Source organism: Paenibacillus sp. FSL K6-2862 (assembly GCF_038005125.1).
GTDB lineage: Bacteria > Bacillota > Bacilli > Paenibacillales > Paenibacillaceae > Paenibacillus > Paenibacillus illinoisensis_A.
The window spans coordinates 6,318,379-6,344,365 of record NZ_JBBOSN010000001.1 but is presented as its reverse complement, the minus strand read 5'-3'; the positions used below and the strand labels follow the sequence as shown (position 1 = coordinate 6,344,365).

Genomic DNA, 25,987 nt, shown 5'->3' with positions numbered 1-25,987 from the left:
GGGCTGTAGAACTGGATGAGATGGGTCAGGTATAGACAGTACAGGGTGTATGGTATATTAAGATGTATATGGAAACAGTATTTATGCGCTGACAATGCGCTAAACGGATGGGATCACAGCAGCCGGCGCTTAGAAGCGCCGGCTTTCGTTTAAATTAAAGACAAGTCCAGAGAAGGATAAAACTACACGGGGTTACCCGTTTAACCGAGAGGAGCATGACATATGAATGTATTGGTTATTGGAGCAAACGGACAAATTGGCAAGATGCTTGTGGAACAGCTCGCCCAGGAAGGCAAGCATCAGGTAACGGCAATAATTCGCAAACCGGAACAGGCAGATGCTTTGAAACAGCTGGGTGCAAATGTAGTCATGGGTGATCTGGAGGGCAGCGTGAATGATCTGGCTGAAGCGATGAAGGATCATGATGCTGTCGTATTCACGGCAGGGTCCGGTGGTTCTACAGGTGCAGACAAGACACTTCTTATTGATCTCGACGGAGCTGTAAAAACAATGGAGGCCGCACTGCAGCAGGGCATTTCCAGATACATTCTGGTCAGTGCTTTTGGTGCAGATCAGCGGGAGAAATGGTCGGATGCCATTAAACCGTACTATGTGGCGAAGCATTATGCCGATCGCGCGCTGTTTGCGAGCGAGCTGAATTATACGATTATTCGTCCTGGTGGCTTGAAAAATGAACCAGGAACAGGAAAAATCGCCGTAGGAACAGACTTGAAACCAGGGAGTATACCGCGTGAGGATGTGGCTCGTGTTATCGCGGCATCCCTGCAGGAAGAGAAGACATATCGAATGGCATTTGACCTGATTGCCGGGGATGACTTCGTGGAGGATGCATTGGGCAAACTGTAGAGTTCTATTGTAAGATATCGGGAGAATGGAACGAGGGGGAACTTGGTATGAATGAAGCCATACTGGTGATTGAAGATGAACCCAAAATCGCACGCCTGCTTGAACTTGAATTACAGTATGAGGGATATCAGGTGGGTAAGGCAGGGAGCGGTACGGAAGGATTGGACATGTATCATGGCGGCCAGTGGGATCTGATTCTGTTGGATATTATGCTGCCAGGCCTGAGTGGAATTGAGGTGTTGCGGCGAATTCGTGCCAGAGATGCCATGGTGCCCATCCTGATGCTGACAGCGAAGGATTCAGTCGAGGACAAGGTGTCGGGACTTGATCTCGGTGCCAATGATTACATTACTAAACCTTTCCGAATTGAAGAATTGCTTGCCAGAGTACGGGCAGCGCTCCGGCTGAGTGCCGCAGCCGCTTCTTCATCCGGGGTAATACGACATGCCAATCAAGACACAACAAGCCATATGACTGAAGAAGAAACAGGCTGGCTTACTGCCGCTGGATTGAAGTTGAATGAGGGTACAAGGGAGGTATCCCGGGATGGAATACCTATCGAGCTTACTCCACGTGAGTTCGATCTTCTCGTGTATCTGCTGCAGAATCAGCGTCAGGTATTGAGTCGTGATCAGATTGTGCAGGCCGTTTGGGGTTACGATTATTATGGAGATACCAATGTGGTGGATGTGTATATCCGTTATGTGCGCAAAAAGGTAGATAACGGATTCACCCCACCCTTAATACATACCGTTCGTGGTGTTGGATACGTTCTGAAGGAGCAATCATGAGTCTGCGGAGCAAAATCTATGGATACTCCTCCGTATTGTTTGCGGTACTGCTCATTGCTGTAAACCTGTCCGTGTACATCGTATTTGAACGGATTTCAATATCTAATGAGATCAAGCGTGTCGAAGCTGAGGCCGGCTCGATCGTAACAGGAGTGCGTGATTCTGCCGAATCCATTCCACCGGACGATCTGCTGCGTGCTTATGCGCCGGTGGAAGGAATGCTCCGCATTGTCAATGAAGATGGTACCAGTTCCGATCCGGTAACGACAGCGACAGAGCCCCAACTGAACGAGAAGTTGAGCAAGCTGCCGTATAAGTACGAGAGCCAAAAGAAATCGGAGTATACCCGGGTTGGACAGCTGGAATATGTGTGGGTGTCTGTGCCCGTAATCTGGCCTGATGGTGAAGTGGTGAATGTACAAGTCACTGAAAGTGTTGCAGATACCGAGAATGGCCTGTCCGTGCTGCGTACGGTTCTGGTCGTTGTAACGATCATCGCATTGATCCCTGCAATAATCTCCAGCCGAATTTTGGCGAACCGGATGACAAGGCCGATCCAGCAGATGACCCGTACCATGAGTGATATCCAGTCAAGCGGCCAGTTTAAGCGGCTTCCACTGGCCGCCCAATCAAAGGATGAACTGAGTACCATGGGGCAGACGTTCAACCGCATGATGGAACTGCTGGAATCCAACTTCGAGCGGCAGGAGCGTTTCGTTTCGGATGCCTCACATGAACTTAAAACACCGCTGACCATTATTGAGAGTTATGCAAGTCTGCTGCAGCGACGGGGCAAGGAACGACCTGAGGTGTTCGATGAGGCTGTTGAAGCCATACTGTCCGAATCCATTCGCATGCGGGAGATGACCGAACAGCTGCTCTTGCTGGCCAAGCAGCCAGAGCAATGGAACATACAGCTGGAAAAGCTTGATATCACACGTTTGGCTCAGGAATCCACTCGAGCCTTCCGTGAAGCCTATCACCGGGAAGTTTACTGTGATGATCCAGGCAGTATCTGGGTGATCAGTGATGAAAGTAAGCTGAAGCAGATGTTGTTTATTCTGCTGGACAATGCCCGCAAGTACAGCGAAGATGCCATTGAAGTCAGACTGGAAGCCAAAGGACAGGAATGCCGGATATGCATCATTGATACGGGGATTGGAATGCGGGAGGAAGAGCTAACCAAAGTATTTGACCGTTTCTACCGTGTGGACCCGGCAAGAACTCGCAGCGGCGGAGCAAGTGGATCGGGCTTGGGATTGTCTCTCGCGAAGGACATCGCAGGGGCTATAGGGGCACGTGTTGAACTGAAGAGTGCAGAAGGTGTAGGCACCGAGGCTTCGATTATTTTGCCAGTATCCGTTCAGACGACCCTGTTCTCATGAAATTCTCATTCTTCTCTTGTATACTGATGCCAAGAGTGTCACGGGAGCAGATGCACGTGTGAAAGGGGGAGGCAGATTGGAAAAGTCACAAGTACCACCGGAAATGAAACGGGAACAGCAGAAGACGAGCGGAAGGTTAAAGCGACCGATATGGTGGGGAGCAGGGATTGTGGCTGTGCTGCTTGTCGCAATCGTAGGCTGGTGGCAGCCATGGCAATCCAGCCGTGTGATGCTGAGTGCGGATGCAGCGGCTCAGGCCGTATTGGAACAATACCCTGGAGAAATTGTGAATTCCACGTTGAAGGACGGTACGTATATCATGCAGCTTCGTTCCGATACAGGGCTATATGATGTACAGCTGGATGCGGTAACCGCTACAGTCAATGCCATTAAGCGGCTGGAATCCAATCCTCAGGCTGAAGAAAAAACACTGCTCAGCCGTGAGCAGATCAAGACGGAGTTACGGAAGCAAACCGATGAGCAGCTGGTATCACTGGAACTGGTGGAACAGCAGGGGAGTCCGGTTTATCTGGCAGTATTGAAAATGAAGGATAATCGTCGTGAGCAGTGGACAGTTGATCCTTATAACGGGGAGAAGCAATCTTCCCAGACGTTGGATGCGCCAGCTTCGGAACCGGGAAAAGAAAATGATGCTCCTCAGTTTCTTAGTGAGAAGGAAGCTGAGCAAAAGGCACTTGCCAGAGTTCCCGGGGAAGTGGATGACACGGAGCTCCGTGGGACGAATAGTGGGAATCCCTATTACCTGGTCGAGATTGATCTGGAGGACGGCAGGGAAGCTATCGTGCAGGTGAACGCTATATCTGGAGCGATCCGGTCCGTGACCTGGGATGAAGAAGAAGATTAAGTAAAGACTCAACAATAGAGATGCAATAATGCTGTGAATGTTCGTCTCATTTTCTCATCAAATTCTAATCTGACTCTCTCTGATCTCTCATGCGCACAGGTTATTCTATAACTGTAGACGAGAACGAGAATAACAACGAGGAGATGAAACATGATGATGAACAAACACAAACTATGGATTGGCAGCATTTCGGCAGCGGTACTTCTTGGAGGATCGGCGGTAGCGGCGAGCAGCAGTGTAAACGGACAGTCGGTACAAACCACGCCATCATCGACTTCGCAGTCGGTCACACAGGATCAGAGCAGTACTGGAAAATTGCTGACAGGAGCGCAGGCCAAAGCAGCGGCATTAAAAGCAGCTGAGGGTAAAGTGGACGACATCGATCTGGAGCGCAGAAACGGCCAAACGTTCTACGAAGTCGAAATCGACCGCAAAGGAAGCAATGACGTTGTGGTACGTCTGGATGCCTACACAGGCAAGATCCTGGCGGTTGTGGATGATGAAGACTATGACGACGATGATGATTATAATTACAATGGCTCTGCCACAAGTACTTCCAACCAGTCTGCTGCAAAACAGGTTAAACTGACCGAAGCACAAGCCTCTGCGATTGCCCTGAAACAGGTGACAGGTGGAAAAGTAACCGAAATTGAGCTTGACCATGATGACGGACGTTATGTCTATGAGATCGAGATCAGAACCGCAGATGGTGAAGCGGATGTTGATGTGGATGCCAATACAGGTAAAGTGCTGTCCTTTGACCAGGATTTTGACGACGAGGATTAATGAAAGAACGTTAAGAGACCCATTAAAATAAATACAAGATAGCATGCTCTTACATCTTGAGAGAATACCTCTTGAAAGCTGCATGCTCGTGGTAAAGGACGCTTCATATGAAGCGTCCTTTTTGCTGTCTTTTCATCATTATCTTAAAGGTCTGTTGTTAGTTATGATGTTCATTCCGGATCACAGCATCCTAAACTGTGGTAAACTAGTAGAATTATAGAAATAGATAGAGACAGGAGCTGGATAACGAAGTGAACGAAGAACAAGTACTTTCCATTGAAGGCTTGCGGATGCGTTATAACGGACGTTATGTCCTGAACGGAATTGATCTTGAGGTGAAGCGGGGAGAGATGATCGGGTACATCGGTCCCAATGGAGCCGGCAAAAGCACCACGGTCAAAATCCTGCTGGGATTGGTTGAAGGATATGTGGGCAAGGTTTGCATCTTTGGCAAGGATATCGCAGATGGGGATACGGAATATAAACGGAGAATCGGTTATGTCCCCGAAGTTGCAGAGCTGTATGAACAACTGACGCCAGCAGAATACCTGACCTTCATTGGGGAACTGTATGGCTTGTCTTATGAGGATGCCGATTACAAGGCAAAGCAGCTGATGGATTGCTTTGGACTCGAAAAATCCTATCATTCCCGCATTGCCTCGTTCTCGAAGGGGATGCGCCAGAAGGTGCTGCTCATCTCAGCATTGCTGCATGATCCGGATCTGTTGTTTTTGGATGAACCGCTCAGTGGACTCGATGCCAACAGCGTGATGGTGGTCAAGGAGATATTGTCACAGCTGTCGGCCAAAGGGACAACCATCTTCTATTCCTCACACATCATGGATGTGGTCGAGAAGATCAGCAGCCGGATCATTCTCATTGCGGAAGGAAGAGTGATGGCAGACGGGACATTCAGGCAGCTGCAGCAGCAGTCCATGGAAGGCACGCTTGAAGAGGTGTTTAACCAGTTGACAGGCTTTAATGAGCATAAGGCGATAGCTGAACGCTTTGTGTCGATTGTACAGGAGGTGTATTGATATGGCGGAATCCACCGAATTCCGTACGCTGAAGATTCTGGATCATTTTCGCCATATCATTACCAAGACGGGTGCGGATTATGATGTACTGCGGCTTATATTGAAAGTGAAATTTAGGATGGATCAGCGCAGGGTACCGACTGTATTGTCATCGCGCAGCGGTAATAAAGAGCAGAAGGAAGGGAACCTGTATCTTCGGTCCCTCTGGTTGTACGGATTGATGGGTTTGCTTCTGGTGCCATTCGTCGTCTGGGATACGGGTCATTATATGCTCCAGATGGGTCTGGTCACCGCTGTGCTGATGTTTATCATCATGACATCCATGATCTCGGACTTTTCGTCCGTGCTGCTGGATATCCGGGATCGGAATATCATTATGACCAAGCCGGTGAATGCCCGTACGGTTAGCATGGCCCGGGCTATTCATGCCGGAGTGTATTTGCTGCTGCTGACAGGTTCCCTGACAGCCGTACCACTGGTTGCAGGCTTAATCACACATGGTATCGGATTCTTCCTGTTATTCATTGCGGAACTCATTCTGATCAATATGTTCATTCTGGTCACCACCTCTCTTGTTTACCTGTTCATGATGAAGTTTCTGGATGGAGAGAAGCTGAAAGACATGATTAACATGGTACAGATTTTGTTATCCGTTGGCATCGCTGTTGGATATCAGCTCGTTGCACGGTCATTCAGTATCATTGATTTTGACATGGTCTTCACGCCAGCCTGGTGGCAGCTCTTACTTCCTCCCGTGTGGTATGCAGCTGTATATGAATGGCTGTTCAGTGGTGGTGGGAATGCATGGCTGTATACCTTCAGCGCGCTGGCTGTTGTTGTTCCAATGATCAGTTTGGTTATCTATGTGAAGCTGATGCCTTCCTTTGAACTGTATTTGGAGAAAATGGCCCATTCCGGATCGACCTCGGGGCGAAGAAAAGGGTCATGGGATCGCACGGTTGCCAGAGCGTTCTGCCGTTCCGGAGAGGAGCAGGCGTGCTTCCGGCTGTCAGCGAGCATGATGCGGAATGAGCGGGAATTCAAGCTGAAGGTATATCCATCCATTGGATTATCCTTTGTCCTGCCTTATGTATTCTGGTTCACCCAGCTGCAGTCCTCGACATGGGCGGAGCTTAGAGAGGGCTCGTTCTTTTATACGTTGTACATCATGCTGATTCTTGTGGTTTCGGTGATTATCATGCTGAAATATTCGGGCCAATACAAGGCTTTCTGGACCTTCCGGGCTGCACCGATTGCGAATGAAAATGTGCTCTATAAGGGTGCACTGAAGGCATTTATGTGCAATATGTTCTTGCCTGTTTTTCTGCTGAATGCCATTGTGTTCGCCTGGACATTCGGGCTGCGCATTCTGCCTGATCTGGCGGTGATCCTGCTGGTGGGTACGGCGCTGATCCCGTTAACAAGCAAACTGTTATTGCGCAAGCCGCCGTTCTCCCTGTCCTTTAGTATTGCCCAGCAAAGTGATGGGTGGTTCGTATTCGCGGCATTTCCGGTGATTGCCCTGCTGTGGGGGATCCATGTTTTCTTTCGTACGCTGCCAGGAGGCATCTGGATCTTCGGAGGACTTCTGATTGTGGCCAATGTGCTGCTCTGGACCATGTTATACCGGGTTAAGCGGGTGCATGTTCAGGTTTGACGTGAGTGGGGAGCAGACAAGGAACAGGCAAGGAACAAAATGCACGTAGTACACCGTAAGAACGAAGGCCAACCCGTTCATCTGAACCAGGTTGGCCTTTTGCCTTTGAAGATCATTCGGTAAAGAAAGAGGAAGGGGAATTCATGGCTGAGCAAGTCGGGCCTCAGCCATCAGGTCTGCTGCATCAGCAGTGGAGATGCTTGATGCAGCAGCTAGTTGGTAGACCTGGGTGAGTGTATCCGCGATTTCCGCCACCCGCTGGCGGATCTCGTCCGGCCCTTCACCCTCCAGCTCGTAGGCGGTGCTGATGATGCCGCCTGCGTTAAGCACATAGTCAGGCGCGTACAGAATGCCCCGCGCCTGCATGCGGCGAACAACCGGCTCCCGCTCGCTGAGCTGGTTGTTCGCCGCCCCGGCAACGATGGAGCAGCGCAGCTCCTCCACCGTTGCCGGGGTCAACACGCCCCCCAGTGCACAGGGGGCGAACACCTTGCAGTCAGCGGCGTGAATATGGGCCGGATCGGCCGGGGTAGTGCCGCTGAACTGCATAAGGGCACGTTGTACACGTTCCGGTACAACGTCTGCCACAATGAGCCGTGCCCCGGCTGCATGCAGGTGGCGGCACAGGGCATGCCCGACCTTGCCCAGTCCTTGGACGGCAATGGGAATGCCCTGAAGAGAAGTGACCCCCTGATGCTGCAGCGAGGTCACAATGCCTGTATACACCCCGTAGGCAGTCATTTCGGCGGTGAAGTCATTTTGAGCCCCCAGTGACCCAGTCGTATCCGTCACATGGGTGGTTTCCAATCGGATCTGGTCCATGTCCGCTGCCGTAGTTCCCAGATCAAGGCCTGTAACATAGCGGCCATTCAGCCGTTCCAGGAAGCGTCCCAGTGAGCGGAAGATATGCGCACGTTGAGATAGACTTGGGTTCAAGCTGTTATTGCCAGACGGCTCCACGCCCGATACTTGCTCTGCCGCTGGTACCTCCCAGACCACGGCTTTTCCGCCGCCATACGGCAGGTTGGAAACGGCATTTTTGTAAGTCATGCCTTTGGCCAGCTTGATTGCATCACGAACAGCGTCTTCCTCCGAAGCATACGACCAGCAGCGGCAGCCTCCCAGTGCCGGTCCAAGGACGGTGCTGTGGATGGCAATGACAGCCCGCAGTCCACTGTGCGGATCATGACAAAACACGAGTTCTTCGAGGCCTTCGCGCTCCATTTCCTGCCATAGCAGCATGGCCCTTCCCCCTTATGTCACCTTGTACCCCTCTTGTCGTCTGAGCGTTTGCTCTCCGTTCACTGCTCTTCATTCTATTCACAAAAACCAGGTTTCGCCCCTGGGTCTTCTGTCGGGTTGATAATCGGGACAAACGGTTCTATAATGGCAATTCCAGCGTGGCATTCGACAGGAAAACCCCGAGATTTGCTTTCAACCGTTTAAAAAGCTCGCATAATGTCCAATGATGGAGATATGGAAAAACGTACAGGAAACGGACCGCAGCCAGGATCGTGGGCCCAGCCGTTGTGCATGCCAGGAAAGAGGGATTGTCGTTGCTTAAAATATTGTTGTTTATCTTTTTGATCCAAATCGTGTACGTGTCGGCGTATACGCTTCGGATGATTCTGACACTCAAAGGACAGAAATATATCGCAGCCCTCATCAGCATGGGTGAGATCGTCATTTATGTACTGGGGCTGAATTTGGTCTTGAAGTACCTGACCCAACCGTCTGCATTGATCGTTTATGCCGTAGGCTATGGCCTGGGTGTATTGCTCGGAGCCTGGATTGAAGAAAAGATTGCGCTCGGTTATGTTACGGTTAAAGTGATCTGTAATCAGATGGGCGGGAATGTAGCTAATGCACTGCGAGATAGAGGTTATGGGGTTACGGCCTGGGTAGGCAGTGGACGTGACGGAGATCGTTTGGTCATGGAGATTCTGGCGAAACGGAAAAATCAGAAATTGCTGTACCAGACCATTCTGGAACTGGACCCGAAGGCATTTGTGATCACTGTAGAACCGAAGCAGTTCCATGGCGGATTTTGGACACGCTCCATCAAAAAATAGGATAAGACAGGCATGCCGCGCTGCAGGCCTGTTTTTTTGTGAGCAGTTTCGGTTTCATTGCTTTTCCTTATCCCTGAAGAACTTCCTTAGAAGTTAATTGCGTACGATTGGTGGTTGCCTAGAGTACACTCCATGCAGCATCCATGCAGCACCGACAACGGTTATCACGAACCTAAAATAGGGATTATTGTTGTAATCGCTTCCAGGATGTACATTGTGGACATGTCCTTCATGACATGCACTGGCAGGAATGGACGGACATGCTCATTATAATTCAGGGAGGAATGGTTTGATGAAAAGCAGGATTCGAACATGGTGCAGCGCCGCACTGGCTCTTACATTGGGGCTGACCCTACTGTCTGGCCCAATAAGTGTACAGGCAGCAGGAAACGCAGATTACAATCTTACAGGTTTCTCCCAAGGGAACACGGGCGGGGGTTCCATCAGCGAATCGGATACGTCCAAGTATAAAAAGGTCTATAATGCAGCGGATTTGGCTGCAGCGTTGAAAAAGAACTCCGGTGTCAAAGTCGTCGAGATCATGAACGACCTGAATCTGGGGTGGAACGAAATTCCGAGCACTGCCCAGACATCCCCTTTTGCGAAGCATAATGATGCACTGACTCATCCCGTACTGAAGCAGACGGGCGTAAGCAAGCTGACGATCGATAGCTTCAATGGCCTGACCATTTTCTCCGCTAACGGGGCTAAGATCAAACATGCAGCCATCAGCGTCAAACGCAGTTCGAATGTTATCATTCGTAACCTTGAATTTGACGAGTTATGGGAATGGGATGAAGCAACCAAGGGCGATTATGACAAAAACGACTGGGATTATATCACCCTTGAAGAGAACAGTAATGTATGGATTGACCACTGCACATTCAATAAAGCCTACGACGGGCTTGTGGATTCGAAAAAGGGAACCAGCGGTGTGACCATTTCCTGGTCTCTGTTCAAAGGGGATGACGGCAGCGCGAACAGCTGGGTTACCCAGCAGATCAATGAGCTGGAAGCGAACAAAGCATCCTATCCGATGTACAACTACCTGCGCAGCAGCGCGGTTGGACTCAGCAAAGCCGATATCATTGCCATTTCGTCCCCTCAGAAAAAAGGACATTTGGTCGGCTCAACGAGCTTCGAATCAGCGAATGCCAACCTGTCCATGACTCTGCACCATAATCTGTACAAGGACATTCAGGATCGCATGCCACGCCTGCGTGGAGGGAACGCTCATGCCTACAATATCGTGATGGATGCGACAGGAGCGCGTGCGGCCAAATCCAGAATCACGTCGGCAATGGCTGCTGCGATCTCGTCCAAAGGCTATCATTTTGATATCATCAGCAACGGGGCCATCTCCACAGAGAGCGGGGCGGTGCTGGTGGAGAAATCGGTGATTCAAGACGTACAGTTCCCGGTTCGCAATAATCAGACGGACCCGGCCGATGCCGCGTATACAGGCAAGATTCGGGTGACGGATACGATGTATTCGCTGGATGGAAGCTCATTCCGCGGCAGCAGTGATACTTCAGGCAGTCCGCTCAGCCCGGTACCGGCTGCAGTGAAGAGCTTCTCCTGGAACGGATTTTCGTCCCTTCCTTACAGTTATACCACGGATGATCCGGCGACGCTGAATGCCCGACTGACAGGATCAAGTGGAGCGGGTGCAGGCCAATTAACCTGGTCCAAAGACAACTGGCTGAAGACGAGCTACTAAATAACCTGATGGAACAGGTAATGAGATGAGTGACTGAGCGGTGGTAGGGATGCCAACCCGCTCCACCGCATTTTTTATATACAAAGAGTGCTCCTGCAGCCGCCATGGCCGGGAGCACTCTTTTTAAGCAACAGAAGTCCTTAGTTAAACCAATTCATCATGCTGGGAGGCAGGTGCAGCACTCACAGAATCACGATAAATGATATTGCCCTTCACATGTACACGTCCGAAGCTGCGACTTGGGTTATCAATCTTTTTGAGCATGGATTGAACCGCCGTGCGCGCCATCTGTTCCACATCGACTTCAACCGTAGTTAGTTGGGGGTCGGAGAGGGTGGCATAGATATCGTTATCGAAACCAACCACGGAGCATTGTGCGGGCACCTGTATCCCCAAGGAGGTCAGTTTCTGAACGACTAAATGAGCGACCTGATCGCAGTTGCATACAAAAGCCGTCGGCAGCTGCTCGGGCAGATCGATCTCAATGAACGTACCCCGCTCATCCCTGTCGTTAAGCACAAGATCCTGATTCATCGGCAACCGATGCTCCAGCAATGATTTGTAATATCCAAGGAATCGATCCTGAATACTGCTTGTAGAGTATAGATTCCCGACATAAGCAATACGTCGGTGTCCCTGCTGGACCAGAACGTTGGTCAGCTCGTAAGCAGCGTAAAAGTTATCGGTAACGACAGAATCGATATCCGCGTGCTCGTCGTAGAAATCAAGAAACATTTTGGGAACGTCCATCGATTGCACCAGTTCGATATACTCTTTGCTGATCTGCCCAAGCACAATGAACCCATCCACTTTGCTGTCGCTGTATAGTTTGGGCAGTGTTAGATCCTCTTCGTCCTGACCATTCAGAATGTGCAGAATACCATAGTATCCTTGGTCCTCCAAATGCTTGGTGATGCGCTGGAATACACGTACGTAGAACGATTGGGTAGGACCCGTAAAACGCTCCGGGATAATAACGCCTATATTATGAGTTAAGCCTTCCTTCATCGAGCGGGCTGCGGCATTATACCGATAGCCCATCTGAACGGCAAGCACTTTAATTTTTTCCTTCAATTCGCCACTGACGCCATCTTTATCATTCAATGCTTTCGAGACCGTCACACTGCTAACTCCGAGCTTGTCGGCGATATCCCGCATGGTGATATTGTTCTTCAGCTTTGGTCGCCTCCTTCAAGCCGGTTTACATACAATGTGCTGTCATTATGATTAGCGCTTACTTAAACATAATAACCATCCATATTAGTATACATCGTTACCCACATGGAATAAAGAAATTCTGGCAGGATCTGCGCTAATTTTTCAGCATCTTGCGTTTTATGGTTGAAGGTTGGTCTTCATATTAAAACGATTGTTTTTGCAAAAGTTCCAAATTCCGTTCGATCAGATCACCACGCTGGCTGGCACAATCCAGGGAACGATACGGATCGGCCGGGGTGTTGAAGGTGTAATCGACCAGTTTATCCAGCGTCGTTGTGGCGACATGACAACGGGTATCGCTGGATGCGTAATAAATGAAGACCTTACCCTGTTCATTGACCACCGCACCGTTGCAAAAAATAACATTGGATACATCGCCTACGCGCTCGTCGTCATAAGGTGCAATGAAATGCCCGCCCGGCTTGGCAATGATTCGTGCCGGATCATTCAGATCCGTGGCGAATGTGTACAGTACATAACGCAGACCCGCCGCCGTGTTGCGTACCCCGTGCGCAATGTGAATCCAGCCGCGATCTGTCTTGAGCGGGGCAGGTCCCTGGCCGTTTTTCACTTCGTATACCGTATGATATTTGCGCTCGTCGATAATGGTTTCTTTGTCAATAACCGGATTCAGAATATCATCACACAGACCGAAGGCGATTCCACCGCCGCTGCCAGTGGAGATGAATCCGTCCTGAGGACGGGTGTAAAATGCATATTTGCCATCTACAAACTCCGGGTGCAGAACCACATTCCGCTGTTGTGGTGAGCTTGTCGTAATGTTGGGCAGGCGCTCCCAGCTAACCAGATCTCGTGTGCGCACAAGACCTGCCTGTGCCACCGCGCTGGACGTATCAAATGCCGGAGCTTCGGGGTCTTTGCGCTCAGAGCAATAAATGCCGTAGATCCAGCCATCTTCATGCTGCACCAATCGCATATCATATTGGTTGGTCTCTTCTGCATCGATGTCTTCCCACACTAATGGCTTGCCCGTGAAGCGGAATCCGTCGATGCCGTTGTCGCTCTCAGCCAGAGCAAAGATCGATTTGCGGTCCAATCCCTCGGTTCGGATGACCATCACGTATTTGCCATTGAAGTAGATGGCCCCCGGATTAAGCGTAGCGTTAATACCCAGGCGCTCCATGAAATGGGGGTTGGTCGTTTCATCCAGATCGAATCTCCAGTGGAGCGGCACGTGATGGCGAGTAATCACCGGATAACGATACCGATCATATACACCGTTGTAGAATGTAGGATCAATCTCATTTTGGCGTGTAAGCAGCTGCTCCTGTTGCTCCAGTAACTCCTTGTACTTTGGGTGTATCATCGTTATCCCATCCTCTCGATTAGTTCAATACAAAACCTGCTATTGTGATACGGGCATTTCCATGGTCCTGCAATTTCACTCTGATCCGGAATGCCGTCCCCGTCTACCGACCAGTACCATTCCCCGCCAGCACGGCGATCAATAATATGTTCCTTCGTATATGCCCACAAGCGGTTCACTCTCTCCAGAAACAAATTGTCGCCAGTACGCTGATAGGCGTTATAGAAGCCGACCATCGCCTCTGCCTGCACCCACCATATCCGTTTCTCATCCACATGAGTTCCTTCTTGTTCATTCATAAGAGAGCCGTCGGCCTGTACGGCCACATTGGAGATGTTATAGGCAATATCCGTCACCATCGCGGAATACTCCGGGTGTTGATCCAGCCCCAGCACTCTCAACGTGTCGTCAATTAGCCAGCTGGCTTCAATGTCATGCCCGAAGGATTGCAGATCGATAATGGATTCCCAAGCCTTGTTGAAAAATACCCCGAGAAACTTCGTGTTCTTGTCGTACACCCGTTCATACAAGATGCCGAGCAGGCGTTCTAGTGCCGCTCTTACCTGCTGATCCGGCCATACTCGGTAGAGGGTGGTGTAGGCCTCCAGCACATGGATATGTGTATTCATCGTGTAATCCGCAATCACGCCATTCTCGCTCAGCATTTCATTCGGTTGTTCATTCCAGAAGCGGTCGAATTGTTCCTTATACGCAGGTAATTCTGCATTCAGGCCCTTATCCTCAATCAGAGCAAAAAGCATTTTTGCAAGTTCCAAAGCAGAGGCATCCCCAGTTGCACGGTAGTACTCGCTCAATGAATACACCCCGAAGGATTGCGTATACACATGTTTACTTGTATCGAGTGGTGCTCCTTGGGCATCCACCATCCAATACATGCCGCCGAATTCCGGATCAAGGACATGGTCCGCAAGAAAACGGTAGGCGTGTTCTGCGTGATCGCGCCAGATTTCATTTCCGGTCACCCGATAAGCTGCTGCAAAAGACCACAGCTGTCGTGCCGTGGCGATTCCGCCTTTGGGAGCGAGAGGGTCGACCTGAAGATCATTGGCAACCCAACCATAGAATCCGCCGTGGTTATGGTCCTTGAGGGCAGACCAGAATGGCAAAATATGTCCTTCCCAGTGTTCTTTTATTTCAGTCCGGATGTCACTGCTGTTCGTCATAAGTAAGCGCCCCTTCGAATTACAGGATCAAGTTTAGTTAAGTTATCGGTAACTTTATTTAATAATATTAGATTCGGATATAGACGTTGTCAACGAATCGTTTAAGAAAAACTTTTGTTAAGTAATAAATAATTTAATTGACAGGTAAGCGTTACCATAATAAAATCCATTTTGTAACCTTAACGATAACTTAAATTAACTTAGCAAAGGGGTCGAATCAATTGAAGAAAAACAAAGGCTGGATGCTTCTGCTTACCATGCTGCTCATTACTTCACTACTCGCAGCTTGTTCTTCCGGAGGTGAATCTTCACAGGCAGGGGAGGAAATCAGCACAGATCCTGCGGATATCAAGGGTGAAATTACCGTTTTGACGCAGCGTACGGATATCGTTGATACCGTGTTCAAGGATTACGCAGCAGCATTTAACAAGGAGTATCCGGATGTCAAAGTTAACTTCCAGTCACTGGCGGATTACGAGGGCCAAGTGAAAATCCGGATGAGTACCAAAGACTACGGTGACGTGCTGATGATTCCGACCAGCGTACCTATTGCCGATATCCCGGACTTTTTTGAACCGCTGGGCACGTATGACGAGTTGAAAGACAAGTACACAGGGATTGAAGAACGCATGGTCGATGGCCAGGTATATGGTATCCCAACAGTTATCACGTTCTCTGGAATTATCTATAACAAGCAGGTATTCAAGGATGCCGGCATTACAGAAGTGCCCAAGACGCCTGAGCAGTTCCAGGCAGCACTCCAACTTGTGAAAGACAACACGGATGCGATTCCTCTGTACACCAACTATGCGTCCGGTTGGGCTTTGACGCAGTGGGAATCCGATCTGGCGACAGTTGCAGGCAGTGTGGACTACGTTAACATTGATCAGCCGAACACGGATGAGAACTTTGTGGCCGGCAAGCCGCATTATGAATTGTATAAAGTGCTCTATGATGCAGCCAAGAATGGCCTGATCGAGAAGGATCCAACCACAACCGATTGGGAAAGCTCCAAGGCTGACCTTGCAAATGGCAAAATTGCAACGATGGCGCTGGGATCATGGGCGATTACGCAAATTCAGGGCTTGACGGATACACCGGATAATATCGGATTCTTGCCATTCCCTACAAATGCAAGTGATGTAGTCGTACCGCTCGCCGCAGACTATAACATCGGCATGAACGTGAACAGCGAGAACAAACCTGCCGCGAAAGCATGGATTGACTGGTTCCTCGCGGAATCAAACTATGCGGTTGAGCAGGGCGGAGGCATGAGCGCAGACAAAAATGCGGAGCTGCCACCCATCTTGGATCAATACAAGGACGTTACATTCTCCACATTAACCCCTGCCAAAGAAGGACAGGAAGGCTTGGTTGATAAAATCGACAATGAAGGCGAGATCGGCCTCTGGCAGCCGGACTTCAAGAAACGCATTATCGAAGCAGCCATCGGTAACCGCAGCGAATCGTATGACGATATCATGAAGGACCTGAATGACAAATGGGTGAAAGCGCGGGCAGAACTCACGAAGTAAGCGGTATACAGCAGATGCATCGTTGTCACTGCAATACGTACGTCTGACCACCGTTGACATACAGCGAGGCATCGCACACGGACTGAAGGAAGAAGGGTTTCCCTTTTTCATCAAGGCATTTTGCATCTGATTAACGGATGTGAAATGCCATCTTCAGTAGTGGTTTTATCAGCGTAATTGGGCGGGAGTCTTTCGATATAAAAGCGGCAGAACCGCTTGGAGGTGTGGAGAGCATGAAATACTTAAAGATTTCGAATTGGGGTTATTCAGCGCAGCGCATATTTATCATCTGTGCCTTCTCAATTATTCCGTTGGCACTGCTGTTCACGTTTGCTTATTTACCTGTTATCAACATGTTCAAATACAGCTTCACCGACTGGAACGGATACAGCAAAAGATTCGACTATGTTGGTTTTGAGAACTACACGCGGATATTCAGTGACCCTGAATATTTCAAAGTGTTTATTGTCAGTCTCTACTATTTTGCTGCCACGTTCATACAAATGGGCCTGGCCCTTTACTTTGCAACAATCCTGAGTTTCAAAATTCGAGGCAAAAACTTTTTCAAAGGGATATTGTTCTTTCCCTATCTGCTGAATGGCGTAGCTATCGGATTTATCTTCCTCTTTTTCTTCAAACCGGACGGTACCCTCGATACGCTCATGCAGGCGGTTGGACTTGGGCAGTATACCCAGCTCTGGCTGGGGAATCCGAACATTATTAACGTATCACTCGCAGGCGCATCCGTATGGAGATACATGGGTTTTAACTTCATCATCTTCCTCGGTGCGATCTCTTCCATTCAAAAGGATGTCTATGAAGCTTCGGATATTGACGGGGCCAATCGCTGGCAGCAGTTCCGCCATATCATCCTGCCGAGTATTACACGTATCCTGCAGCTTAACCTGATATTGGCGATTAGCGGCGCAATCAGTGCGTTCGATATTCCATATATTATGACCGACGGCTCCAACGGAAGTGAGACCTTTGTCATCCAGACTGTCCACTTGGCATTTAAGTACGGCAAACTGGGCTTGGCATCGGCAATGGCCGTTGTGCTGCTGTTCATCGTCATTCTCGTTACGCTCGTTCAGCGTGTGACCATGAAAGGGGAGGAATGAACGTGCATCAACTCAAATACACCCTTGCGAGCCTATTCAAATATGCTTCACTCCTTCTTGCAGCGTTCATTGCGCTTGTACCCATCGTTGTGGTGCTGTTTGCATCGCTTAAGACCAACGCCGAATATGCCACGAGCAGTCCGCTTGCCCCACCAGCCAACTGGCTGAACTTTGCAAACTATACCAAGGCTTTTGTGGACGGCAACATGCTGGTCGGTTTCAAGAATACGATTATTATCCTGATCATTTCCATCGTGGGTGCGACTTTAACGGGCTCCATGATCGCTTACGTGCTGGATCGTTTCAAGTTTAAAGGAAAAAAAATCATGGTTGCCGCGTTCCTGCTCGCTACCCTCATCCCGAGTGTTACGACACAGGTCGCCACATTCCAGATTATTAACGCCCTGGACCTGTTCAACACCCGCTGGGCAGCCATTGTGATGTACCTGGGGACAGATATCATTGCCGTGTATATTTTCCTCCAGTTCCTGGGTTCCATCTCCAATGCACTCGATGAATCCGCCATGCTGGATGGGGCCTCCTACTTCACGATCTACTGGAAAATTATTTTGCCCTTGCTGAAACCGGCCATTGTTACGGTCATCATCGTAAAAGGGGTCAACATCTATAACGATTTCTACACACCGTTTCTATACATGCCAAAGACCGATTTGCAGGTCATATCTACTGCCTTGTTCAAATTCAAGGGGCCATTTGGTTCCCAGTGGGAGGTTATCAGCGCAGGCATCATGATCGCCATCATTCCAACGATGATCATCTTCCTGCTGTTACAGAAGTACATCTACAACGGCTTCGCCCAAGGCTCTGTGAAATAAAAAACGTAGGCTATATGAAATTAATATGAAAATTCACAGGAACGGAGAGGGCAGAAAAAACCTGGAGAAACGTAGTGTTCGCCTTTATCACCGAAGGGAGAAATGAAACGATGACAGTAGTTGATGCAAAAAATGTACACATTGTTGGAGATGCTTTGCCCAATATGCCTTGGGAGGATAAACCGGAGGGAACAGAAGGGCCGGTCTGGAGACATTCAGCCAATCCGGTCGTTCCGCGTAACCCGGTCAAGGGAGTTGCCCGCATTTTCAACAGTGCCGTTGTTCCTTATGAAGGGAAGTTCATTGGTGTGTTCCGCGCCGAAACGATTAATGGCCGTCCGCACCTGCATATGGGTTCGAGTGAAGATGGTCTTTCATGGACCATTGAAGAGAAACGCATTTCTTTTGTGGATGAGAATGGTGATCCCTTCATGCCGAACTATGCGTACGATCCGCGTCTGGTGAAGGTAGAAGACACGTATTATATCATTTGGTGTACAGATTTCTACGGTGCAGCGCTGGGCTTGGCCAAAACGGATGATTTCAAAACGTTCGTGCGCCTCGAAAACCCGATGCTGCCGTTCAACCGCAATGGCGTGTTGTTTCCACGCAAAATCAATGATAACTATGTCATGTTGTCCAGACCGAGTGACAGCGGCCACACGCCATTCGGCGACATTTTCCTGAGTGAAAGTCCGGATTTTGTGTACTGGGGCAAGCATCGCCATGTCATGAGCAAAGGCGGTCAGGGCTGGTGGCAATCGGTCAAGATTGGCGGCGGTCCAGCTCCGATTGAAACATCTGAAGGCTGGCTGATGTTCTACCACGGCGTCACTGGAACGTGCAACGGTTTTGTATACAGCATGGGTGCAGTCATTCTGGATCTGGAGGAGCCATCAAAAGTAAAATATCGTTCCTCCAATTTCGTGCTGACGCCTGAGAAGTGGTATGAGGAGCAAGGCTTTGTGGACAATGTCATCTTCCCATGCGCCACACTGCATGATGCGGAGACAGGACGAATCGCCATCTATTATGGAGCTGCAGATACGTATGTTGGCGTGGCGTATACCACCGTGGAAGAGATCGTAAATTACGTCATCGAGACGGACGAAGTCATCGCCGGAGACCGTGAGGAAGGCAAGCTGTAATTGAACATTTCTATAGATTGAAAGGGGTTCTACAAGGCAATGCATATGGAGTACATTAAGGGGTTTACATTTGGCTGGATGAGCGGCAGAGGGGAATTCCGTAAACCGGAAGCCAAAGAGTCTCTACGCCTAATGGCTGAACGAACGGGCAGTTCGCATGTCATCTTTGCGCTGGCGGCACTCCAGGATCACCCGCAAGCGGTAGAAGTGAAGTATCGGGGAGAGCATATGGTCGAGGATGACGAATTGCTGGACATGATTCGTTACGCTCGCACCCTTGGGCTGCGCGTGATTTTGAAACCAACCGTTAATTGCACCGATGGCACGTGGCGTGCACACATTAACTTTTTTGATATCGATGTGCCGTGTGAGCCGAAGTGGACGGACTGGTTCCGCAGTTATACCGCTTATCAGAAGCACTATGCAGCCATTGCGGAGCAGGAGAAATGCGAGATGTTTATTGTTGGCTGCGAGATGGTACAGTCCGAGCGTCGAAGCGCGGAATGGCGCGAGGTGATTGCGGCTGTACGTGAGGTGTACACCGGACTTGTGTCATACAATACGGACAAGTATCAAGAAGGTCATGTGGCATGGTGGGATGCAGTGGATGTGATCTCATCGAGCGGATATTATCCCATCGGAGACTGGGAAGCGCAGCTGGACCGTATTGAACAGGAGATTGCGCCTTACAAGAAACCCTTTTTCTTCGCCGAAGCAGGCTGTCCCAGCCGCAGTGGATCAGCCCAAGTGCCGAATGACTGGGGCCTGGAAGGTGTGGTCAGTGCAGAGGAACAGGAGCGTTTCTACGAGGCCATGTTTAGGCATGCCAGCCAGCGGGAATGGGTGCGAGGATTCGGTCTATGGGACTGGAGTGCGAACCTGTATCAGGAAAAGAATGCCCTGACCGATGATGGTTACGGCGTGTATGGTAAACCGGCAGAGCGTGTTATTCGTCGCTTCTATGAAAGGTTGTCGGTCGAAGTTTAGCCCCACTAGCTATAGGGAAGTTACGAACTGCGACATTGATGATGAAGCAGAGCGAGCAATGACGAAGAAAAAGGCGTACATGTCGATAATCTTGGATTATCCTCATGTGCGTCTTTTTTTGTTTTCCTTAGGGCGAGAGTACTTCGTTTCACGCTTGCGGGCATGTGCGCAGCAACGTATGATGGATAGAACATATCAATGAGCAGGTACGGAAAGACGAATGGAAGGTGTCAATCATGAACAAACATGCACATGGCTGGGTCACGGCTGAAGGGACCCTGAATGAACAGGTTATAACCAGCCGGGAACGGCTCTATAAGGGGATGAACGCCAGGTATGTGGAGCGATTTACGGTCCACAGCGGAGAGAGTTACATTTTCAAACCACTCACGAATCTGGGACAGCATGGGCGTGAACGGTGGGTATCCATGCATGTACTGTCCTTACTGCCTTCCATCTACCCGAGGCTAATAGATTCCTCGGACGAAGCCATTGCTCCGGAACAGAGCTGGCTGATCTACGAGGACCTGGGGCCGCTTGTGCATGATTTGCAGGAAGATACAATGCTGTCCGCAGCTGTACATATGGCGGAATGGCACACGCTCTGGGCACCCCAATGGGACGAGCTGCCGCGTGTAGGCCAGAAGCCGTCCATTGGGAACATGCTGCAGGAACTCTGGGATGCCCAGGAATCAACGGATGAATTGCTGTCCAAGCTGGGAATGACGCTCTCTGCACCTGCTTGGGACGAGATCAGGGCGCTTATTCAAACAGCTGACAAAGAACTTCCGCTTGTCCTGTGTCACGGGGATCTGCATCCCGGTAATATGGCCGATGTGAATGGCAGACTTGTCATTATCGATTGGGAACATGCCCATCTGAATACGCCCCTCTGGGATGTATATCATCTGGTGGATCTGTCTCATCCGCTGTTTCCGAGACAAGTTACACCACAGCTTCGGGAGCGGATCATTCAGACGTATCTGAACGAGCTGGAGCAGCGCGGGCGGCAGGCCGAGGGAATTTCTTTTCGAAGATGGTATGCCGCGTATGCCGTTGTATTCTCGCTCTGGATGCTGCGCTTGATTGATTCGGATCTGCAGAAGGCAGACTGCGTATGGCCGGAGGAGCAGCTGCGCAATCAATGGAATGAGACGGCAACCACGCTGGAACAGTGCATGAACCAGCTATTTACTGAATAGACATGAGGGGGCAGAACATGCGTAAAGTAGGACTCGTTATGCGCAAAATTCAATTCACCGAGGCGCAGGGACCACGCGTATTCGCTGATCGGCTGAAGCAGATCGGTCTGGAGCTTGGGGTAGATATTGTGTTTATATCGCCGGAGCGCCATGTGAGCGGGTATGACTGGCTGCCCGGTTATGAACACGAGAAGGGAGATCTGGTAAACTACGATATCGTGCTTGACCAGATTTATAGCCAAAATATAGAGCATGTCATCTACACGGTATCCGGGTTTACGTTTTTGAAAATGTTTTTGCCCAAAAGTGTACTGTTTCCGCACAGCTTCCCTGACCCGGCATTGACGGGGTATGAGATGATGAAGCCATTCTATAGCATGGTGGATAAAGCCATTGTGCAGACAGAGTTTTTGAAAACGGAACTCGGACGCAACTTCGGCGTACATGACGTGAGCGTCATTCCGATCGGCTTCAATGAGGAACTGGCACACCGCCATTATGACCCAAGTCAGGTCGTGCACAACCGCGTGCTCTGGATCGGCCGGGATGAAGCGAATCGTCGCCCGGATCTGGTGCTGGAATATGCCCGGCAGAACCCGGACAAGGAAGTGTACATGGTATTTGGCGGACGGCGTTATGAGGAGAGCATGAAGAAGTATGACATTCCGGATAATGTGAAACTTCAGTTTGCATTGACCCAGGATGAGGTCTTTACTCTGATGAACTCTGCCAAGGTATATTGGAGCTGCTCTGCGTTTGATACGTTTGCGATGCCCCTGACGGAAGCGATGGCTATGGGCAAAATGATCGTGAAGCCTGAGCATGCGTGCTACGGCCATATTCGTTCTACACATGCCTTTGCAGGCAATGAGGATAACTGGTTTGAGCTGGTGAATATGGCAGCTGCTGCACCGCGCAATGTATCGGAGGATAACCGTGAGTATGCGTTTGGAGCCTTTTCGCGCACAATTATGAAGGAAGGGTACCGGACGTTTTTTGCAGATTGGTTGAAATAAGCTGATGAGTAGCAAACTCCAACTGTGAGGAGAGGATTTTGTGGATATCGTTATTCTTTGGACGCTTGGCATGTGGGCAGTACAGCTGTTAATGGAATGGCTTGTGTACCGGATCCAGGGCCGCCGAATGACATGGGTTCAGTCCATCCTGCCTTGTGTGACTTTGCTCGGAGGGGCTATTGTAATTATGATCAGCATCGAAATTGGTGAATGGAACGGTATCGGGTATGCACTGCTTGGTGCAGCTCTGGGTACATCGGGCTTATTGACGTTGATCACGGTTGCCATTACTGCTCTGGTGCTGCAGCGTCGGGGAAGGAAATGATCGGGTTTTTGGGGGAAGGAGCCACGGACTTGATGCACTAACTGAAAGGATAACAAGATGAACAGCCTAATCATAAAACACTGGTCCGCCGAACAACGCGAGCTGCCCGGAATGAATTGCATTGCTTTTGCAAATGGAGACATCATCATCTTAAATATCAGCAAATATTACAACCCTAACAACAATGAGCGCACAATCTCCTGTACTCCCCTGTGTGATACAACCATCGAGAGCATTGATAAATATAACGATGATTATTGGACTGAAGTTGATGCTTGGACAAGTATGGACTATCAGGGTGGGAAAATCTATGGCGGGGATGGCCAAATGGGGAATGAAGGCTTCATTGCCTGCACAGACGCAAACGACAGTTTGGTCTGGGGTATTTTTTTGGATGAGACCAATCCCATAAAAAAATTAAGTGTTAAAGGGAAAACGCTGATTGCTATCAATGAACATGGAGACATGAGTATTGAAATAAATTTGGATACCCTGGTAGATATTAAGATGACATATCTTAGGTAATAACTGCAGCCATTTGAGGTGACGTCTGCAAAAAGGACGAAAATGATAGGCGCATGACATGGTTGCAGAGATGCAATCGTCTGTGATATATTGGCATTAATTATGACAAGGGAGGTGAAGACAGGTGAATCACGAGATGCTTAACAACCGTATTAGCCAGCTGCCGATTGCTATGGCTGGCATTGTTCACACTTTTCGCGACAACGGGAGAAGTCTGTCCAATTTTGAATATACGGAAGTTAACCATTGCGAGAAGATGCCTGCCTTGACCTCATTCGGACGATAAGCGATTAAGCTTGAATTCTGAAGGGCCGCGGAGCTAACCTCTGCGGCTCTTTTTGTGTTGCGGTCAGGATCTTCCATACCATAGGAGGAACCTTATTATGATGATCATTAGCGCGCAGCAACTGACTCAATACCACGGAGCACATCTGGTGCTGGACGGCATTACTTTTGAAATTATGGAGGGGGACAAAGTCGCCCTTATCGGCCGCAACGGAAGCGGCAAAACGACACTGATGCGCCTGATGGCCCGGCTGAATCAGCCGGACGAAGGGCAATTGATGATCAAAAAAGATACACGGATCGGCTATGTAGCCCAGGTACCAGAAGGACTGGATGATTATACGGTACTGGATGTGCTGGCTCTGGGATTCAAATCGCTTATGGAGTGCCGCAGCCGCATGAAGGAAATGGAGCAGCAGATGTCTGACCCGGACTATGCAGCAGATCCAGACCAATTGGAACGCTTGTTGAAACGATATGCCGCACTGCAGGAACAGTTTGAACGTGAGGGAGGATATGAGATGGACGCACGGATTGATCAGGTGGCGGACGGACTGGATATTGTCAAAGCACACTATGGCTGGAGGTTCGGTTCCCTCTCCGGAGGAGAGCAGACCCGCGTCGTACTTGCTTCACAGCTGATCGTCCGCCCTGATCTGCTGCTGCTGGATGAGCCGACCAATCACCTTGATCTGGAGCGGGTGGAATGGCTGGAAGGCTATCTTCGGGAGTACACAGGCACGATCATGCTGATCTCCCATGACCGTTATTTTCTGGACCGGGTGGTGACCCGAACACTGGAGCTGGAAGATGGCGAAGCGCAAACGTCAGCAGGTGGTTATACGGAATACATGAAGGTGAAGGAACAACGGCTGCTGCAGCAATTTGAGGAGTTCAAGGAACAGCAGAAGGTCATGAAGAAAATGAAGGAAACGATCCGTCAGTTGGAGGAATGGGGACGCATTGGCGGGAACGAGAAGTTCTTCCGGCGGGCCGCTTCGATGCGGAAGGCACTGGAGCGGATGGAGCAGGTGAAGCGGCCTGTGCTGGAGCGGCGCAATGCAGATTTCGATGTGCGGCCTACAGACCGCACGGGCAGCCGCGTGGCGGTAATTGAACAGGTGGAGAAGGCTTACGGAGAACGACCGATCCTGCGCGGCGTTTCAGCGCTGCTGGAGTTCGGAGACAAGGTTGCCCTGATTGGCCGTAATGGCTCAGGCAAGACCACATTGTTCAAGCTGCTGCTGGGAGAAGAGCAGGCTACTTCCGGTCAGCTTGAATGGGGAGCAAGGGTGGATGTTGGCTATCTGGCACAGCAGGAGGAGCCTTCCAATCCGAAGCTGAGCGTGCTTGAACATTTCCGCCTGGAGGCAGGTGTGGAAGAAGGCGAAGCACGTGGCATTCTGGCAAGGTATCTGTTCTATGGGGCAGATGTATTCCGCTCGGTTGGGCAGTTATCTGGCGGGGAATGGACCCGTCTACGGTTATCCCTGCTGGTGCATCGCAAGCCGAACGTACTGCTGCTGGATGAACCAACCAACCACCTGGACATTGCTTCAAGAGAAGCACTGGAAGAGTCCTTGGTTGACTTTGAAGGCACGGTGCTTGCCATCTCTCATGATCGCTACTTCGTGAACCGTATGGCTTCACGTGTCTGGGAGCTGGAGAATGGTGAGATGACCACCTATCTCGGGGATTATGAAGCCTATCGGGAGAAAAAGCTTGAACTACAAATCCGAGTAGGTGAAGCGGCCCAGCATGCCGTTCCGATTCCGGCTCTTCCTCGTGAGCGTGCAGGATCTAAGGAACAACGTAATTCTCGCCAAGGAGAGAACGGAGCGGGGAAACGACAGTCTGCCGAGCAGTTCGAACAGAAGCTGGCTCGTCTGGAGGCACAGATTCAGAAGCTCGACCACCAGCTTGAATTGCAGGCTAGCTCTGCTGAGCTGGAACAGCTGTGGAATGAGCGTGAGCAGCTGTCGGGTGAATATAATGAGTTATTGGCCCAATGGGCTGAATTATGATCGTGCGTCAAGGCAAGGACGAACATGAAAGGTCGGAGAATGGTCTCCGGCCTTTTTGTTTTCTGAATGGTGAA

24 protein-coding genes are annotated in these 25,987 nt (G+C 50.0%); 20 read left to right on the top strand and 4 right to left on the bottom strand.

Features of this window, described 5'->3' with window-relative positions; translation table 11 throughout:
- Nucleotides 1-222: 222 nt before the first annotated feature.
- The 7 genes from MHB82_RS28690 to MHB82_RS28660 all read left to right on the top strand — a co-directional run bounded on the left by MHB82_RS28690 (nt 223) and on the right by MHB82_RS28660 (nt 7,388).
- Nucleotides 223-867 (top strand): SDR family oxidoreductase, encoded by a 645-nt coding sequence (locus tag MHB82_RS28690; protein WP_341176434.1) that lies wholly within the window; start codon nt 223-225, stop codon nt 865-867.
- 47 nt (nt 868-914) lie between these two features.
- Nucleotides 915-1,658, top strand: a complete 744-nt coding sequence (locus tag MHB82_RS28685; protein ID WP_110758407.1) for a response regulator transcription factor — start codon at nt 915-917, stop codon at nt 1,656-1,658.
- On the top strand, nt 1,655-3,043 hold the full coding sequence (locus tag MHB82_RS28680; RefSeq protein ID WP_341176433.1) for a sensor histidine kinase: 1,389 nt from the start codon (nt 1,655-1,657) through the stop codon (nt 3,041-3,043). The genes MHB82_RS28685 and MHB82_RS28680 overlap by 4 nt, the downstream gene beginning before the upstream one ends.
- Nucleotides 3,044-3,119: 76 nt before the next feature.
- Nucleotides 3,120-3,908: a PepSY domain-containing protein gene (locus MHB82_RS28675; RefSeq protein ID WP_341176432.1), complete on the top strand. Its 789-nt coding sequence runs from the start codon at nt 3,120-3,122 to the stop codon at nt 3,906-3,908.
- A gap of 153 nt (nt 3,909-4,061) precedes the next feature.
- Complete coding sequence (locus MHB82_RS28670; protein WP_127537447.1) at nt 4,062-4,694, top strand: PepSY domain-containing protein; 633 nt, start codon at nt 4,062-4,064, stop codon at nt 4,692-4,694.
- A gap of 251 nt (nt 4,695-4,945) precedes the next feature.
- Entirely contained in the window at nt 4,946-5,731 is a 786-nt protein-coding gene (locus MHB82_RS28665) for an ABC transporter ATP-binding protein (RefSeq protein ID WP_153980352.1), read from the top strand.
- Between the two features lies 1 nt (nt 5,732).
- Entirely contained in the window at nt 5,733-7,388 is a 1,656-nt protein-coding gene (locus MHB82_RS28660) for a hypothetical protein (RefSeq protein ID WP_341176431.1), read from the top strand.
- 141 nt (nt 7,389-7,529) lie between these two features.
- Here the strand turns inward: MHB82_RS28660 and MHB82_RS28655 are convergent, their stop codons facing one another.
- On the bottom strand, nt 7,530-8,630 hold the full coding sequence (locus MHB82_RS28655) for a Leu/Phe/Val dehydrogenase (protein ID WP_341176430.1): 1,101 nt from the start codon (nt 8,628-8,630) through the stop codon (nt 7,530-7,532).
- A gap of 314 nt (nt 8,631-8,944) precedes the next feature.
- On the opposite strand from MHB82_RS28655, the gene MHB82_RS28650 reads away from it, so the two are divergent.
- Together MHB82_RS28650 and MHB82_RS28645 are read left to right on the top strand one after the other, a co-directional pair.
- Nucleotides 8,945-9,460, top strand: coding sequence for a DUF2179 domain-containing protein (locus MHB82_RS28650; protein ID WP_095290851.1), 516 nt, complete (start codon nt 8,945-8,947; stop codon nt 9,458-9,460).
- 292 nt (nt 9,461-9,752) lie between these two features.
- Nucleotides 9,753-11,180 (top strand): pectate lyase family protein, encoded by a 1,428-nt coding sequence (locus MHB82_RS28645; RefSeq protein WP_341176429.1) that lies wholly within the window; start codon nt 9,753-9,755, stop codon nt 11,178-11,180.
- A gap of 144 nt (nt 11,181-11,324) precedes the next feature.
- On the opposite strand, the gene MHB82_RS28640 is transcribed toward MHB82_RS28645, so the two are convergent.
- The 3 genes from MHB82_RS28640 to MHB82_RS28630 all read right to left on the bottom strand — a co-directional run bounded on the left by MHB82_RS28640 (nt 11,325) and on the right by MHB82_RS28630 (nt 14,909).
- The gene (locus MHB82_RS28640) at nt 11,325-12,338 is read right to left on the bottom strand and encodes a LacI family DNA-binding transcriptional regulator (protein ID WP_110758423.1); all 1,014 of its coding nucleotides are present in this window, start codon (nt 12,336-12,338) and stop codon (nt 11,325-11,327) included.
- Nucleotides 12,339-12,540: 202 nt separating this feature from the next.
- Nucleotides 12,541-13,725 carry a glycoside hydrolase family 130 protein gene (locus MHB82_RS28635; RefSeq protein ID WP_095360170.1) on the bottom strand — a complete coding sequence of 395 codons (1,185 nt, stop codon included), beginning with the start codon at nt 13,723-13,725 and terminating at the stop codon, nt 12,541-12,543.
- A gap of 2 nt (nt 13,726-13,727) precedes the next feature.
- Nucleotides 13,728-14,909, bottom strand: a complete 1,182-nt coding sequence (locus tag MHB82_RS28630; RefSeq protein WP_341176428.1) for an AGE family epimerase/isomerase — start codon at nt 14,907-14,909, stop codon at nt 13,728-13,730.
- Nucleotides 14,910-15,130: 221 nt separating this feature from the next.
- On the opposite strand from MHB82_RS28630, the gene MHB82_RS28625 reads away from it, so the two are divergent.
- From MHB82_RS28625 to abc-f, 11 genes are all read left to right on the top strand, one after another.
- Entirely contained in the window at nt 15,131-16,444 is a 1,314-nt protein-coding gene (locus MHB82_RS28625; protein WP_095360168.1) for an ABC transporter substrate-binding protein, read from the top strand.
- A 233-nt stretch (nt 16,445-16,677) separates the two neighbouring features.
- Nucleotides 16,678-17,565, top strand: coding sequence for a carbohydrate ABC transporter permease (locus MHB82_RS28620; RefSeq protein ID WP_095290862.1), 888 nt, complete (start codon nt 16,678-16,680; stop codon nt 17,563-17,565).
- Nucleotides 17,562-18,401, top strand: coding sequence for a carbohydrate ABC transporter permease (locus MHB82_RS28615; protein WP_418039757.1), 840 nt, complete (start codon nt 17,562-17,564; stop codon nt 18,399-18,401). Before MHB82_RS28620 ends, MHB82_RS28615 begins: the two co-directional genes overlap by 4 nt.
- Nucleotides 18,402-18,511: 110 nt before the next feature.
- The gene (locus tag MHB82_RS28610; RefSeq protein ID WP_341176427.1) at nt 18,512-19,549 is read left to right on the top strand and encodes a glycoside hydrolase family 130 protein; all 1,038 of its coding nucleotides are present in this window, start codon (nt 18,512-18,514) and stop codon (nt 19,547-19,549) included.
- Between the two features lie 45 nt (nt 19,550-19,594).
- The gene (locus MHB82_RS28605) at nt 19,595-20,536 is read left to right on the top strand and encodes a glycoside hydrolase family 113 (protein ID WP_110758782.1); all 942 of its coding nucleotides are present in this window, start codon (nt 19,595-19,597) and stop codon (nt 20,534-20,536) included.
- Nucleotides 20,537-20,772: 236 nt separating this feature from the next.
- Nucleotides 20,773-21,738 carry a phosphotransferase family protein gene (locus MHB82_RS28600; RefSeq protein ID WP_341176426.1) on the top strand — a complete coding sequence of 322 codons (966 nt, stop codon included), beginning with the start codon at nt 20,773-20,775 and terminating at the stop codon, nt 21,736-21,738.
- Between the two features lie 17 nt (nt 21,739-21,755).
- Entirely contained in the window at nt 21,756-22,754 is a 999-nt protein-coding gene (locus MHB82_RS28595; RefSeq protein ID WP_341176425.1) for a glycosyltransferase, read from the top strand.
- 40 nt (nt 22,755-22,794) lie between these two features.
- Nucleotides 22,795-23,079: a hypothetical protein gene (locus MHB82_RS28590; protein ID WP_095360163.1), complete on the top strand. Its 285-nt coding sequence runs from the start codon at nt 22,795-22,797 to the stop codon at nt 23,077-23,079.
- A gap of 57 nt (nt 23,080-23,136) precedes the next feature.
- Nucleotides 23,137-23,604: a hypothetical protein gene (locus MHB82_RS28585; protein ID WP_341176424.1), complete on the top strand. Its 468-nt coding sequence runs from the start codon at nt 23,137-23,139 to the stop codon at nt 23,602-23,604.
- Nucleotides 23,605-23,728: 124 nt separating this feature from the next.
- Nucleotides 23,729-23,890, top strand: coding sequence for a hypothetical protein (locus MHB82_RS28580; RefSeq protein WP_176476091.1), 162 nt, complete (start codon nt 23,729-23,731; stop codon nt 23,888-23,890).
- A 97-nt stretch (nt 23,891-23,987) separates the two neighbouring features.
- A complete protein-coding gene (gene abc-f / locus MHB82_RS28575; protein ID WP_341176423.1) occupies nt 23,988-25,913 on the top strand; it encodes a ribosomal protection-like ABC-F family protein in 1,926 nt (641 codons plus the stop codon).
- Nucleotides 25,914-25,987: the final 74 nt, after the last annotated feature.

Bases quoted from the DNA above. Each gene is read 5' to 3' on its own strand.
- MHB82_RS28620 (WP_095290862.1), top strand. From the start codon at position 16,678: ATGAAATACTTAAAGATTTCGAATTGGGGTTATTCAGCGCAGCGCATA.
- MHB82_RS28585 (WP_341176424.1), top strand. From the start codon at position 23,137: ATGAACAGCCTAATCATAAAACACTGGTCCGCCGAACAACGCGAGCTG.
- MHB82_RS28690 (WP_341176434.1), top strand. From the start codon at position 223: ATGAATGTATTGGTTATTGGAGCAAACGGACAAATTGGCAAGATGCTT.
- MHB82_RS28670 (WP_127537447.1), top strand. From the start codon at position 4,062: ATGATGAACAAACACAAACTATGGATTGGCAGCATTTCGGCAGCGGTA.
- MHB82_RS28615 (WP_418039757.1), top strand. From the start codon at position 17,562: ATGAACGTGCATCAACTCAAATACACCCTTGCGAGCCTATTCAAATAT.
- MHB82_RS28685 (WP_110758407.1), top strand. From the start codon at position 915: ATGAATGAAGCCATACTGGTGATTGAAGATGAACCCAAAATCGCACGC.
- MHB82_RS28600 (WP_341176426.1), top strand. From the start codon at position 20,773: ATGAACAAACATGCACATGGCTGGGTCACGGCTGAAGGGACCCTGAAT.
- MHB82_RS28610 (WP_341176427.1), top strand. From the start codon at position 18,512: ATGACAGTAGTTGATGCAAAAAATGTACACATTGTTGGAGATGCTTTG.
- MHB82_RS28640 (WP_110758423.1), bottom strand. From the start codon at position 12,338: ATGCGGGATATCGCCGACAAGCTCGGAGTTAGCAGTGTGACGGTCTCG.
- MHB82_RS28595 (WP_341176425.1), top strand. From the start codon at position 21,756: ATGCGTAAAGTAGGACTCGTTATGCGCAAAATTCAATTCACCGAGGCG.
- MHB82_RS28680 (WP_341176433.1), top strand. From the start codon at position 1,655: ATGAGTCTGCGGAGCAAAATCTATGGATACTCCTCCGTATTGTTTGCG.
- MHB82_RS28660 (WP_341176431.1), top strand. From the start codon at position 5,733: ATGGCGGAATCCACCGAATTCCGTACGCTGAAGATTCTGGATCATTTT.
- MHB82_RS28630 (WP_341176428.1), bottom strand. From the start codon at position 14,909: ATGACGAACAGCAGTGACATCCGGACTGAAATAAAAGAACACTGGGAA.
- MHB82_RS28605 (WP_110758782.1), top strand. From the start codon at position 19,595: ATGGAGTACATTAAGGGGTTTACATTTGGCTGGATGAGCGGCAGAGGG.
- MHB82_RS28645 (WP_341176429.1), top strand. From the start codon at position 9,753: ATGAAAAGCAGGATTCGAACATGGTGCAGCGCCGCACTGGCTCTTACA.
- abc-f (WP_341176423.1), top strand. From the start codon at position 23,988: ATGATGATCATTAGCGCGCAGCAACTGACTCAATACCACGGAGCACAT.
- MHB82_RS28635 (WP_095360170.1), bottom strand. From the start codon at position 13,725: ATGATACACCCAAAGTACAAGGAGTTACTGGAGCAACAGGAGCAGCTG.
- MHB82_RS28655 (WP_341176430.1), bottom strand. From the start codon at position 8,630: ATGCTGCTATGGCAGGAAATGGAGCGCGAAGGCCTCGAAGAACTCGTG.